A 13,988-nucleotide genomic window follows, 5' to 3' on the forward strand; every position below is an offset into this window, starting at 1 on the left:
AAAATTACGGGAAAGGATAGCACGATCAGGCGGTTTTTGGAGCCCACAAGGTGTCGTTCATTTGCTCAAGGATACTGTCTAACTGATCATCCAGTAACACATTGATTCTCTTCGCGCCTCCGGCATCAGAAAAACACTGATTTACGAAGTGTTTATCCATTACCACTTCATGTACCAGCTGTTTAGCCAGACGATCCAGCCACTTTTTCTGCACGATGGTCCAGCGATGCTGAGCATAGATGCCATCCAGTGCTTGTTTAACGCGCTCTTCAAACGGCACCAAAGATTCACCCAGAGCCGCCTGGCGGATATGGCCGATAATGGTGGCAGCAATATCCTGATTGCTTTCCGTGCGAATAGCAGAGCGCAGACTAGCCTCACTGTAGCCCGCCTCATCCAGTAATAAGCGGATCTCTTTAAGCTGCTCCCGCGTCAGATCGCGCGGGCGATTTACCACCACCGATAAGGCTGCGGACTGGTTGAGGTTATTTTTGATAAACTCGGTAAAACTCTGCAGATAGTCCGCCGGTTTCTGATAGCGACCGTAATTTTGCTCTCTACTGATCAGCTCATCTTTATGGTCAGAGATCACCGGGCGATATTCACTGCCCAGCAATGCCCCTACATCTTCCAGCTGCGTAATCAGATTACGGTGCTGTTTTAGAAACACGGAGGCTTGCTGCGGGCCGATTTTATGCAGATGCTTATGCAGATTTTTGGGTTCAACTCCCCATAAGGCTTCCAGCTCATTTAATTTTTCACGCACCTCCGGCTGTCTGTCGGCTGTGCTTTCGGCTTTACGCAGCACCCGCATCACTTTTTGGCTCAGCTGATTAAGCAGGCTATCCGCTTGCGTTTCCGTGGCGCTGTTCCCCGGCGTGTTGAGGGCGGTGGCCAGCACATCATCATTGGCGAGCTCTTCAACCAGCTGTTCAATACTGACCCCGGCATTTTTTACCAGCGGTTTCATAGTGTTGACATCTTGCAGCGTGGCATAGAGATCTACCGGATCGTGGATCCAGAATACGGTTTTACCGATCTCATCGCAGCGCCGTGTTGCCCGGCCAATCATCTGCTCATAGAGGATGCGGGACTTCACGCGCCGCAAAAACACCAAATGCGTGATAGGTGGGACATCAATCCCGGTGGTCAGGAGGTCAACCGTAATGGCAATACTCGGATAACGTTCATTTTTAAAGCATTTAATCAGCTTACTCACCTGATCGCTTTTACCGGTGATTTTTTGTATCGCGGCCTGGTTAAAATCAGGATGGATATCGCCCATCGCAGTATCCAATAAGCGTTTAACCATATCCGCATGGGCATCGGTGGCGCAGAAAATCAGCGTCTTTTCATTCCCGGCAGGATCGATCTCTTTCGCCAGCTCTTCACAAATCACCCGGTTAAACTCTTCGGTAATCACCCGGCGGTTAAAGGCCTCGATATCAAAATCGAGCTCATCTTCCAGTTCACTGGTATCCACTTCACCGGTTTCGGTATCAATCGCACTGACCTCATCCCCTTTATCAAAGTGAATGCCATGTTTACTGAGCAATGTGGTATAGCGAATCGGCGGCTCATGATCGATGAGCCAGTCTTCCGCCACCGCTTCGCGGTAAGAATAGGTATAGACAGGATGACCAAAAATCTCGCTGGTATGCTTGGCTGGAGTAGCCGTTAAGCCAATTTTTATCGCATCAAAGTAATCCAGCACCCGACGATAGCTGGAGAGATACTGAGCATTATCACGGATAGCCAGTTCACCCTCGGTCATCTCCTGATCGAGGGTATATCCCCGGTGCGCCTCATCGATAATAATACAGTCAAAGGTATCCACCGCGGGCGGATTACCTGAACGATAGATACGACTGACCATCGCCTGCACCGTAGCCACCTGAACGCGGGTCTCCGCTTTAGCCGCCATATCCCCCAGCTCAGCAACATTGTAGATCTGCGATAAGGTCTGGTTTTGCTCTAATGAAGCCTCTTTAAAGGCATCCTGAGCCTGTTCCCCGAGGGCTGAACGGTCAACCAAAAACAGAACTCGTTTAAAGCGCTCAGCTTTTAAAAAGCGGTAGATCAGGCCAATAATGGTGCGGGTTTTACCGGTGCCGGTGGCCATCGCCAGCAGCGCTTCACGAGCCCCGTCCTCCAAGGCCGATTCCACCGCTTTAACCGCTTTTTCCTGATAATCACGTAAGCCAAGGTAGCCAAAAGGTTCATTATGCAGTTTGGCTTCGGCATCAGCCCGGCTGCGATGGAGGCGGTCTATCAGCCCCTCAGGTGTAATAAAATTCTCTAACGGGTAGCGGGTATTATCTGGAGAGCGAACATCCCGGAACCAAGTCCCGGAAACCTCTGCCAGCTGTTTAATGTAAGGGCGTCCATTGCAGGAGAATACAAAGGGGATTTGGAACACCTCTCCGGTACCGTCATCCCAGCCTACAGTTAACCCCTCTTCCTTCCAGGCTGGCGTTAAGGAGGCATCAAACTGAAAGCCTTTGCTGTAACGCTCAGCTTGGGGAATTTTTCCGGCGACGTTTTCATTTTTCTTTTTTGCTTCAACCGTCGCGATAGGGATTAGCCCACAGAATAAAACGTAATCGGCTCTGCCACGCTCACCCTTCAATGAGGTGGGCCATTCAGCAATGGCTTTATTAACCCCTTTTTCTGGGCGAGCGCCTTTTTGGTAGGTCAGTTCCTGAGTATCTGCTAGCCAGCCCCACTCATTAAGCTGCTGGTCAATCAGAATACGTGTCAGCTCTTCGGTCATCACCTGCTTACGGGCTGAACTGGACTTACGATTAAACTCTTTACGCTGAGCGGTAACTACCTGTTGCGCCTGTTGGGCAAGCTGTTCCTGAAGCGCCTTTAACTTAGCGTCATACTCCTTTTGCAAGCACAGCAAATCTTGCTGATTGATTTTCAGCAGGGTTTGCTGTTCCTGCGCCTCCTGATCCATCGCTTCGGCCAGTTGGGCATACTCTTCTTTTTGCTGTTTGAGTAACGCCTGTAGCTGTTCGCTGCTTTCTAGCTTTTGGTTGGTGGCCAGCAACGTCTGTTTCAGCTTTTCAATGGCGAGCTGGGACTGGGTTAACTGAGTACTGGGATCGTGAGGCGCGGTAAAGGGGCCGAGATTAAACCCACTTCCGGCGTTGCCAAAGGTTTGATGAAACCAAATGGCTAAGGCTCGGGCGATGCGCAAGGCATCCATGGCTTCCCGGTGTTTGGTCTGGAACTGATGGGTCGCTTTATTCCCTTCGATACGTAAGGTATGAAACAGCTGGCGAATGGCGGGGTCGATCTGTAGTTCTCTGTCCAGTCGATAAAGCAGTTCTTGCTGGCTGGGATTATCTTCCAGACTGATATTTAACCGAACAGCAATATTCTGGGCAAGGACTTCACCAAATTGCCGCAGTTTCATTAGCGTGGTGTTCGGGTCACTGGCAAACACCTGCTCAGCCGTTGCGGTTATCTGCACAAAAAGCGGGTCATACTCTCCCAGAAAAGCAAAGTTCGCTGATAAAGGGGGAATCGAGGTGGTCAACGTCAGGCTCCTCTCGCAATCACCCGTCACTTATTGCTGCCAAGCACCGGCTGAAAAGTTCGATTTTGGGAAATATCTCTCAAAATCATAGCACTGTACTGTTTTTAATCAAGAGATTAACCTTGCTTAAACATCAATATCGTAGGAAATAATACCAAAGATGATCATTGCCCAACATTTTCCCGACAGAATCCCCTTTTCTTATCGATAAACACGACAAGATACAGCCCATAGACCGGAAGTTAAAATCTTTAATTAACAATGGATTAAATTTATTCCCCAGATTGCGTGCCTATAGGGAAAGAAAATGGGGAATCACATGGCGACGAGGTTCATTCCCCGTATAGAGCTTGATTCACTGTACGGGGAGAAAGGAACGACAGGAGCGTATCGCCTTAATGAGCTATCGGTTAAGGGAAAAATGATTCAGATATGAAACGCGATGCGCGTCCCAGTGGGTAATTCAACATCCAGACTGAGCTTACCGCCCATCGCTTCAATGTGGCAAGTTTCAGATCATTACCCCACTGCTCCAGCTGGATGATGGCTGGCTAACTCCCATCATTTCCGCCACATACTTCTGTGAAAGCTGCAGCTCTTCACGCATCATCTGCAAGCTGACCTCAAGGATCATTTCATCAAACATCTCTTTGATTCTGGCCTGGCTTTCAGGAGAGCGTGCAGCAATCACATTATCGAGTGTTCTCATTTGTTTATCTCCAGATTTTTCAGGTGCGCGGCAAGCTCATTTTCAGCAATACGGATCAGTTTCTCATAAAATCGTTTGTCATTGCTCTTATCCCCGGCGCAAAGCACAATCGCCCGGCGAATAGGATCAAAAGCATAAAATGCGCGTATCGGCTGCCCGGAAAACTGAATATGCAGCTCCTTCATATTCTTTTATCGCGAACCTTTGAGCGTATCCGCATAGGACCTGGGTAATTCAGGGCCATACATCTGTAACTTGCCCAAATCCGCCAGCACTTTTTCCTGAATCGCGTCATCCTGTTCGCTCAGCCAGTCATCAAATCGTTGGCTAAAAAATACTGTCAACATACCATCCACTTATAAGCTATGACTTATAGAACAATAATATAAGCTAAAGATTATATTATTAAGAGAAAGTGCGTGGGATTACCATATGCGCCGCTTCACACTACGCCACACCGATACGCTGATGTGAGTTATGCCCAAGTTTGGAAACCGCACCTCCTTTAGCCCTTAATTTAATGTTTTCCTCATAAAAAAACCCGCGTTCTACGGGTGTTTATGCTCAAATTTAATTCTTATTTAACGAAATAGAATGGCTTGCCATCCTTGTAAACAACCGGCTGACCTAGTGGGCTACCCGGTACAAAAATAGCCCATTGCTCGCCCAATGACTCACTGAAATCAATAACGTTTTGCTCATTATCTTTGCGCTGAGACAATACATTGAAACAACTACTAACAACTAATGGCTGAACTATTGCCGGTGCATTGTAGGGTGGCTTAGGTAGTGTGGCTAAATCTATAACGCTTAATGTGCCGTTGGCATTAATGTTTTTTGTTGTAGTTGTTACATACCCTATATCTGAATCCGTACAAACCGATGTGTCTGAAAAACCATTAAATAATGGTAATTTTTGTTCTAAAAGTTCACTCACTTTTTTGGTGTTCTCAGCACGATCCCCGCCTCCCCATGTTGCAATTCTTGCTAGTCCGTCTGAATAAGGAACCGGGGTACGAGCAGTCAAAACACTAAGCGCAGGGATGAAGGCGGTGTGAGTTATAAAGCCCGCCAGCACATCAGCAGATCCGTTACCCGATTGTTTCATCTCACCTTTTTGACCAACAACAACCGGCTCTTTAAGTGGCCGGAATGATTTTCCCGTATTCTCATTGAAAATGACGTACTGACCTTTTTCATAGTCAGTGATCAAACGTAGGTTCATCGCACGAGCATACTGCAATGCGATAGAAGGATTGCTATCTATTGGCATCGGAGTGATCTCGTTTTTGTTCCCCCCGATACAACCACTCAAGATTACAGCCGTTGCTAGAACCATCAGTTTTTTCATCGTCATCGTTACCTTTTTGTTTTCTATACGGTCTGCTCAGTTATCGCAGAACGGACATTTGTGTTTAGGTTTTTCATCATAGGGTGATATGAAGTGATGATTACAGTGAGTACACGTCACCATCTTTATTTCCTCAGTCCTATAGTCACGGGCCAGTATCCATGCCGCATTTACATCTATAATCATATCAGAGGAATTTCTAGGTCGAAATTTTTGGCATAGGTTTTGGTAGATTTCATATGCGGTGATTATGCCTCTGATATCAGAAGCTTTTTCCGGATATTTTGCGATCCTCAGATAGATAGTCATGCAGTTCGTCGATTCAACCGTATCCATCTTCAAATCACATAAAACCAGAACCTCACTCAGAAGTCCTGTCAACAGGAGATGGCGTTAGCTACACAAAGCCAATAAGCAAAACGCCTCACGGCAGGGCAATTTATTGTCCGGTCGTGAGGCGTTGGCCAACGAATGTAATGAGGCGGCAGGAAAAAAGCTCTATCACACAAAAAGCTGATAAATCTTATATCTCAATTCCCGATAAAAAATCATTTATATCATGTAGATATGTAAACACTTGCTATCTTACGAGTAGTAGTTCTTCATCATTTTCTAGCAACATCCCATCATCAATAAATTTTTTCACCCATCGATGAAAGTGCTTAACCTCAATACCCCGTTGCTTCAAATCATCACGAAGCATTTTTTTAGTACATATACCACCATTTGAAGAGTTTTTATGAATTATCTCCCAAACTACTTTATGGTTATCGCTCAGATTTGAAACATGTGATAATTCGGGGTATAGGTTTATTGGTTCTCGAGCATAATCAATGACCGCCAGAGAAGAAATCCTTTCACCATCATTATCTATAAATAACTCTGATTCATACAATTTATAAGCATGGCTCTTTGGTTCTTCCGCGTCTTTCATTTTGGTACAGGACAAAATTAGCGATTGGTTTTCTTTATCTTTTTTCACATTAAATTCAACATCCAGTGCCGCTTTTAATGAACTTGAGCCTCTGGCACCTTTCGTTTCATCTTTACCCGAGTGATGTACAAGAAGGACGCTGGCTGATGTTCCATTTTTTATCGCATCACATCCAACAATCAGACTCCCCATATCTTTCGAGTTATTTTCATCCAGATTGCCATAACAACGTGCTAGCGTATCAAAAATAATCAATCTGACGGGTAATCGGCATTTCCCTTCAATGTATTTTATCCCATTCAGTAAATCACGCCGTTCTGAGGGATCGGCAGGAAACACCGGCCGATTGACTAATATAAGGTTACTGACTTTTTTTCATATATATTTTCCCATGCTTTTACTCTTCGACTGACACCTATCCCCCCCTCACCTACAATATAAATCACAACACCCGGATTAACTCTATTACCAGACCACTCAATACCGGTTGCGATATGACACGCCCAAGATATAGCAAGAAAACTTTTATATGATCCACTCGGCCCGTAAATACTACATAAAGAATTTTCCGTTATATAATTTTTCATTACATAGCTATTTTGTTTATCATAGCCAGCCGATCCTACACTGATGGGTAGTTTATTGATGACGTGTTCATGTCTGTTTCTGTTATTTTTTACATGACTCATTTCTGATATCCATATTAAAATTAATTATATTCTGGCAATAGTTACCCACTGCCAAAAAAGACAGTTATTTTTTGGAAGTTAGATTATCGTAAAGAAGTGGCTATCTTATTCTGAATCCAGTCATTCACTTCACTTTCTATAAAAGCGACTTTACTTGCCCCTATTTTTATTTTCCTTGGAAATAAACCCAACTTTATCAACTCATAAATACGTGGTCGCGAATAACCTGTGATATCCATAACCTGATTAAATGATAATAACTTATCCATGATATACCTCTCTATATAAGTAAATTATTTGTTAGTATTAAAAGAGTAAGGCTGCTTAAATTCATGATGAATTTGTTGTAGATAATCAGACCACCACTGCATCATTTTTCTTCTTTCCGGAATAAGCTCAGCTTTATGGATATAAGCCGCACGTACATTGTTTCTTTCCTGATGACTCATCTGTCGTTCAATGGCATCCCGACTCCATTTTCCTGACTCAATAAGTGCACTACATGCCATAGTACGGAATCCATGAGAACAAACTTCTTTTTTGGTGTTATACCCCATCGTTTGTAATGCATGATTAATGGTATTTTCACTCATTGGTTTTTTTGGATAGTGATCACTGGTAAAGACAAATATTCTATTTCCGGTGAACTCCTTAATGCTTTTAATTAACTTCAGTGCCTGATCACTCAATGGCACAATATGAGGTGTTTTCATTTTCGAACCACGATATGAAAATTTCACATCGGGTATTTCTTCCCTGATAGAGGGAATGGTCCATACTGCATTCTCTAGATCAAATTCCTTCCAGCGGGCAAAACGCATTTCGCTCGATCTGACAAAAGTATGCAACAGGAATTTAATTGTCAGCTGCGTTAATTCTCGGCCCTTATACTCATCAACTCGATTCAGTAACTCAGGTATTTTTTCTAACTCCAGAGCCGGGCGATGGACTGTGTTCTTCTTTATTAATGCACCAGATTTATGGGCAATGGGATTAAACTCCAATAATCCATTGTCAACCGCCAGTGTCATAATAGAATTAATGCGTTGATAAATACGCGATGCTAATTCTAAACGCCCTGATGCCTGAATGACTTTTACAGGCTGTAATAGCTTCTGCGCATTAAGGGATTTAATACTGCTTTCACCTAACTGAGGAAAAACTTCATCCATCAGGGATTTTAAAATACGCCGACTATGCTCTGGTGACCACTGCCTATTACTATCGTGCCATTGCATGGCCACTTCTCGGAAAGTTAATACATTTTCCTGCTCTTTTATTCCGCGGGGATCAATTCCTCTTGCAATATTGGCTTTATACTCTTCGCGTTTTTCACGAGCTAGAGATAAAGGAATGTACTTATACTCACCAAATGAAGTCAAACGGTCTTCACCCTGAAATCGATAACGTAATCGCCAATAAGCACTGCCACTGGATTTGAGCAGTAGATATAACCCCCCACCATCGGACAAGCGCAATTCCTTTTCGATACTCTCTCCAGCTAATTTTTTAGCGTTTAACTCCCTTAGCTGTTTTTTTATAAATGCATCTGTCAGCAACATCATCAATTCTCCGATTGTATTTTTAGATACGAACAAATCTGTTAATAACTGGCCACATATCCAAGCTACTACGAGTGTTACCAGGGTCGAATAGCACTTTTAAAAAATAAATCGTAAAATATTGATTAGCCAAACAAACAAGGTATTTAATAAAAATAAACTAACAATAAATAGCAAATAACACCACAAAAATAGCAATAAACACAAAACAAAAGATTTAAATTCTTTTCACCTAAGGTAAGTTTTGGTGATTTCTGCTCTAAAATGGCCCATTTCCTGACTCACCACCTCGAGTGACTCGTCATAGGAACATCCATAATCTTGTAGCTCGGCCATGCGCGCTTGGGCATAACTGTGTCGCGTTCCATGGCTCCCCGCTGACCATCCTAATGCTCTGGTGCTGGCATTGCTGAATGACCGACTCCAAGCCTGGCCCGCAGAGATCGCATAAAATTGCTGATAATGAATACCTCGGTCCGTGACTGTTACCGGTTCTGCTAATCGCCTGCTCTCCAGCATTTTTGCTAATTCTGCTGCTAATTTGATCTCGCGAACCAATCCGCCTTTACCATGCACTGTGTATGATACGCCGCCCCGCCCCATAAATTTTTTATCTGACGCAGGCCGGACACTGGGTTCGCGATACCGCCATTCACGCAGAGAAAACAACTCGTGACTGCGTAATCCTGCTTGATAGGCAATACGAGTGGCTAACCGGTTTTTGTCTGACTGGTGGGATGCAATAATTTCAATTTGTTCTGATGTATAGGATCTGGATGACAACGACTGTTTATGCAGAGAACGTACTACTCTCAATGTGTGGCCATCGGGCAAAACTCGAGTCAGGTGTACCATCATCGCCTGTAGGGCCTGACGCTCCATATCCAGGCTTTTTTGGCCAACAGAAGCAGCCCTACTGTCGAAGTATTGGTTTGCCATTTCAGGTGTAATATCCTGCAGATTCACGCCATTATGCGTTCTAAAATGTAGCCCAATACGTGTTAGTGCTGTCTGATAATTTCTGACTGTACCGACAGACTGGAAAATATGTCCCTGCAAGGATTTCATGACATTAGCAGCCTGACGTTTTGCAATTTCACGGTCCGATTTTTTGGCTGAAAATCTAGCCATAATTTTTCTCCAGCCAGCGTGTAACTGTCGTTAAAACGACACAGACTCTTTTCTGTCTTAACCAACGCTGAATTTCAGCGGCAGAAGCACCGTGATGTTTCAATGCAAGAATTTCTACCCGATATCTGTCCAAACGCGATTGGTTACGCCGGTAAGGTTTCTTTCTGCGTAGCCGTGTCTCTTCCTGCAATTGCCTGACTGCCCTCTCTGCATCAAACATAATTCCTCCTCATTGTAAGAACATCTGGCCTATGACCAGCGACCACTATGAATGCCATGATGCATAGCGCCTGTTCGCCCCAGTTAGCCTTCTTTTAGGCAGGCTCGGACTGATCTCGCCCTGGAATGTATAATGGTGAAGTTTTATCGCAGGAATAGGTCCCCATCAGATTTGGGGTCTGCGTTAGATTTAATAGAGTTAAGAAAATGCTGATAAAACATCATTGTATTGAAAAATTGATACAATGGGGGTGCATCGTCATAGATTTGATAGAGTTAAGGCATGTATTTGTAACTTACTAAAAAGTTAGAAATGCCATAAATTTGATACCTGTTTTGGCCAGGTTTTGCCGTTACAGCGAAGTTATGTGCTTGTTATCGGCCAAGCATTGCCATCGAGAAGTTCATGTTGTCAGTATTAGCCCTGACAGCTCTCGTGAGCGGCTCGTATACTTTATAAGTTAGTAAAAAATAATAACTAAATCAACGTTGCATCAATTAAGTTGCGCATTTTCCCTTTCAGCCCTTGCTCCTCAAGGCCTTCAGACCTTTTCTTTATATAACGCATAGCGTCATTGGGGGTAAAAGCCTTGATCGAGTGAGTCTTCAGGCGATGCATTTTTTGTAAGCCTTCAGGCGTATGAAATTTTTTGCATCGGCGACCTATAACACCATGATTTTTAATGACCGCGATTTGAGGCTCATTTGCATATCAAATGACTGTCATTTGGGAGTCATTTGATATGCAAATGAGCCTTTGTTAAAGAAGTGAGGGGCAGCTTTGAGCGGGAGCGGACGTTGGCATGACTATCGAAATCGTGGCGATTCATCCCGTCTTCATCAGGGTTCAGTTCAACACGAGAGCGGAACTGCAGATATTTGATTTGCAGATTATGTGAATACACAAGCTGAAAGTGTATCTTCTATCATTGCCTTACAACTAGAGAAAACAACAAGTCAAAAAGGATTCATTATGCTCAGTAACGAGTTTTTGCGTTTTTTCCAAAATTTAGACACAGCAGATGTACCCGGCGATGTCAGAAAAATGGCGAACCTAGTGTGGGATAATATGGATAGTATTATCCCGTTAGGTACCGCGCAAGGCCAGCGGATTAGGCGTATCGTAGAGCTGGCGCAGCCTGCCTGGGATACCCTCAGCCTGGAAGTCCAGCCACTGCCTGAGCAGAACTCCGAACGCGTCTCCACGTTTAGTCGGCTAAGAAGGCTGTCCGTTGGACCGTTCAGAGGATTTGCCAGACAGGAGGAATTTGATCTGGATTCGCGTCTGGTGCTGATTTATGGGCCCAATGGTACCGGGAAGTCCAGTTTCTGCGAAGCACTTGAATATACATTATTAGGCAGCGTTGCTGAGGCTGAAAGTAAACGCTTTCGTAATCAAACCGACTATTTTAGAAATGCATACGTTAATCAATTTTCTGCACCAGTGATTACTGGTGTTGGAGCTCAAGGGCAGGACGTGGCGATTGAGGATAACGAAGCACAGCTCCGCTTTTGCTTTGTTGAAAAAAACCGTATCGACAGCTTTTCAAGAATTGCGGCGCTGGCCCCGGCAAAGCAGACTGAACTAATATCAACGTTATTCGGGCTGGATGCATTCAATGATTTTGTCCGAGGTTTTACTGCGGAGATTGATGCCAGATACATCGATCTGACAGGCGTAAAAGCCGTTCAACTGGCAGAAAAACGCCGTACACTCGAGGGGGCCATCCAGCAACTGGAAGCTGGTAAGACGGATCTTGAAGGATTGGCTTCTGAGGAACAGACGCTGGCTTCTGCCTACCGCGAGGGCCTCTCTTTTCAGCAGATGATGATTGAATTAAAAGGGGATGAGCAAAATATCGGGGCCATCCGACAGCTTGAGACAGAGTTACTGACCCCTCTTCCGCGCAAGAGTCACATGACCTGTGTGATGTTGAAGGACTTAAGTGGCTATGTTGAAACTGTATTGGCGGATCTGGATGGCAAACAGAAGCAATTGGCACAGGCGAGTCTGCAGGTTTCGTTTAAAAGTTTATTCGAAGCAGTCGTCCAGTTACAGAGCACCAGTCCAGAACAGTGCCCTGCTTGCAATACTCCACTCCAGCAAGTTACAAAAAACCCCTACAGTCATGCCAGTGAGGAATTGCTGAAGCTTGAGTTTTTGTCAGCCTTACAGGGTGAAATAGCTCAGCTGGAACAATCATTCAACCAGCAGATGTACCGCGTCTCGCAAGTTGTCGGCACCTGTTGCCAGTTTTTTCCTCATGAAAATGTTCTCGAAAGATTCCGGGAAGACAATGGCATCACTTTGTGGCGTGAACTGCATCAACCATCAGGCGATGGTATAACTCCCTGGTCTCTTCTAGAGAAACAGGTGCTACAGTTGGAAGAAGAAGATAAAAAAACAGAAGCAGCTGCTGAATTGCGGGAATCACGGCAGCGTTATCTTGTGGGTCTGCGTGAGTCAGAACGCCAGATAACAATATTGCAGACAAGAAGAAGTGCGACAGAAAGGGCCATAGCTGCGGCTCAGTTGTTGATTGGCAACTTTGATACGGAAAACAGGCAGCTTATTGAAGAGGTTGCACTTGAGGAATCCACTGTAAGAAAAAACAAAGAAATTTCATTAGCGTATACCCGTTTCGTATTGCAGTTGAATGCCCATAAAGAGGGCTTGCCTCAGCAGTTGGTTGCAAACCTCGGAGACAGCATTGTTACTCTGTACAATGCATTCAATCGTAATGACCCTCTAGGAGAAAAGCTCGCTGGTATCAAACTCCCCCTGATGCAGAATCAGCGACTGGAGGTGGCATTTCAGAACAACCCCACGCAATTTTTTGATGCTCTGCATGTGCTCAGTGAGGGGCATGTACGCTGCATAGGGTTAGCTATTTTGTTGGCAAAAAACATCAGTGAGCAATGTCCACTTTTGATATTTGATGATCCGGTGAATGCTATTGATGACGATCACAGAGAGTCTATTAGAAGAACGCTGTTTGAAGATGACTTCTTTGCAGATAAGCAAATCATCCTAGCCTGCCACGGAGAAGAGTTCTTCAAAGACATACAGAATTTATTGCCAGCCCCAATAGCTGCACAATCGAAAACTTTCAGCTTTTTACCACGTCTGGACGAATTACATATCCGCGTGGATTTTAACTGTGCTCCCAGAAACTATATTCTTTCAGCGCGAAGTCATTATGGACGTAATGAAATTAGGGAGGCGCTGACGAAATGCAGGCAGTCACTTGAATCGTTGATGAAGGGGAAGGTATGGCGTTATGTAAACAAGCACGGTGACGGTAACCTCAGTCTTAAACTAAGGTCAGCAAATGCACCGATTGAGCTACGTAATCTCTCAGATCAATTGAAAAAACAAATTGGTCGTGCCGATTTTAATGACCCAAATAAAAATGCCGTATTTTCTCCCATCGCTGTTTTGACTGGTTTTAGCGGAGAATCTCGTGAATGGCGATATCTCAATAAAGGTACGCATGATGAAAACGACAGGGCAGAATTTGACAGAGCAACTGTAGAAGCCATGATAGGTGCAATCGAGGCACTCGATCAGGCCGTGGGTTAAGGTTAGTACTAAATCCCTCGTGTTATGTGGTTCTGCATAGGTAGAGCCATATGATGTGGTCAATAAAGTTGGCCACTTCATGAGTTTTTTTTTTAAACCACGATAGGTCCGCTGCGAATGAGGAACGGAAGTTCGCAGTTGTTCTCAAAGCCGATGGAGGAATTGCTAACCTTACAGCTTATTAATCAACGGGAGCATATCAGTTTTTTAAATGGTAAGTCTGAACTCAATAGAGCATTATTATAAATAACTAATTTTATTCA

11 protein-coding genes and 2 pseudogenes are annotated in these 13,988 nt (G+C 44.4%); 1 reads left to right on the forward strand and 12 read right to left on the reverse strand.

Annotation, left to right across the window (positions count from 1 at the left end; genetic code table 11):
• Positions 1-25: 25 nt before the first annotated feature.
• From hsdR to FVA69_RS19325, 12 genes and pseudogenes are all read right to left on the reverse strand, one after another.
• Positions 26-3,547: a type I restriction-modification system endonuclease gene (gene hsdR, locus FVA69_RS19275; protein WP_164529225.1), complete on the reverse strand. Its 3,522-nt coding sequence runs from the start codon at positions 3,545-3,547 to the stop codon at positions 26-28.
• 426 nt (positions 3,548-3,973) lie between these two features.
• A pseudogene (locus FVA69_RS19280) lies at positions 3,974-4,256 on the reverse strand (helix-turn-helix domain-containing protein).
• A pseudogene (locus FVA69_RS19285) lies at positions 4,253-4,603 on the reverse strand (type II toxin-antitoxin system RelE/ParE family toxin). Before FVA69_RS19285 ends, FVA69_RS19280 begins: the two co-directional pseudogenes overlap by 4 nt.
• A gap of 230 nt (positions 4,604-4,833) precedes the next feature.
• Complete coding sequence (locus FVA69_RS19290; protein ID WP_164529226.1) at positions 4,834-5,607, reverse strand: hypothetical protein; 774 nt, start codon at positions 5,605-5,607, stop codon at positions 4,834-4,836.
• A 36-nt stretch (positions 5,608-5,643) separates the two neighbouring features.
• Positions 5,644-5,943: a FlhC family transcriptional regulator gene (locus FVA69_RS21870; RefSeq protein ID WP_164529227.1), complete on the reverse strand. Its 300-nt coding sequence runs from the start codon at positions 5,941-5,943 to the stop codon at positions 5,644-5,646.
• Positions 5,944-6,187: 244 nt separating this feature from the next.
• Positions 6,188-6,880, reverse strand: coding sequence for an AAA family ATPase (locus FVA69_RS19300; RefSeq protein WP_255456627.1), 693 nt, complete (start codon positions 6,878-6,880; stop codon positions 6,188-6,190).
• 11 nt (positions 6,881-6,891) lie between these two features.
• Positions 6,892-7,230, reverse strand: coding sequence for an AAA family ATPase (locus FVA69_RS21475; protein ID WP_256372591.1), 339 nt, complete (start codon positions 7,228-7,230; stop codon positions 6,892-6,894).
• A gap of 83 nt (positions 7,231-7,313) precedes the next feature.
• Positions 7,314-7,499, reverse strand: a complete 186-nt coding sequence (locus FVA69_RS19305) for a helix-turn-helix transcriptional regulator (RefSeq protein ID WP_164529228.1) — start codon at positions 7,497-7,499, stop codon at positions 7,314-7,316.
• A gap of 24 nt (positions 7,500-7,523) precedes the next feature.
• Entirely contained in the window at positions 7,524-8,792 is a 1,269-nt protein-coding gene (locus FVA69_RS19310; RefSeq protein ID WP_164529377.1) for a tyrosine-type recombinase/integrase, read from the reverse strand.
• 228 nt (positions 8,793-9,020) lie between these two features.
• Positions 9,021-9,923 (reverse strand): site-specific integrase, encoded by a 903-nt coding sequence (locus tag FVA69_RS19315; RefSeq protein ID WP_202983388.1) that lies wholly within the window; start codon positions 9,921-9,923, stop codon positions 9,021-9,023.
• Positions 9,916-10,143, reverse strand: coding sequence for a hypothetical protein (locus FVA69_RS19320; RefSeq protein ID WP_164529229.1), 228 nt, complete (start codon positions 10,141-10,143; stop codon positions 9,916-9,918). Before FVA69_RS19320 ends, FVA69_RS19315 begins: the two co-directional genes overlap by 8 nt.
• Positions 10,144-10,620: 477 nt before the next feature.
• Positions 10,621-10,761 (reverse strand): hypothetical protein, encoded by a 141-nt coding sequence (locus FVA69_RS19325; protein WP_164529230.1) that lies wholly within the window; start codon positions 10,759-10,761, stop codon positions 10,621-10,623.
• A 276-nt stretch (positions 10,762-11,037) separates the two neighbouring features.
• Here FVA69_RS19325 and FVA69_RS19330 point away from each other — a divergent pair, with 276 nt between their 5' ends.
• The gene (locus FVA69_RS19330) at positions 11,038-13,725 is read left to right on the forward strand and encodes an AAA family ATPase (protein WP_226693087.1); all 2,688 of its coding nucleotides are present in this window, start codon (positions 11,038-11,040) and stop codon (positions 13,723-13,725) included.
• Positions 13,726-13,988 lie beyond the last annotated feature (263 nt).

Source organism: Providencia sp. PROV004, from assembly GCF_011045615.1.
Taxonomy (GTDB): domain Bacteria; phylum Pseudomonadota; class Gammaproteobacteria; order Enterobacterales; family Enterobacteriaceae; genus Providencia; species Providencia rettgeri.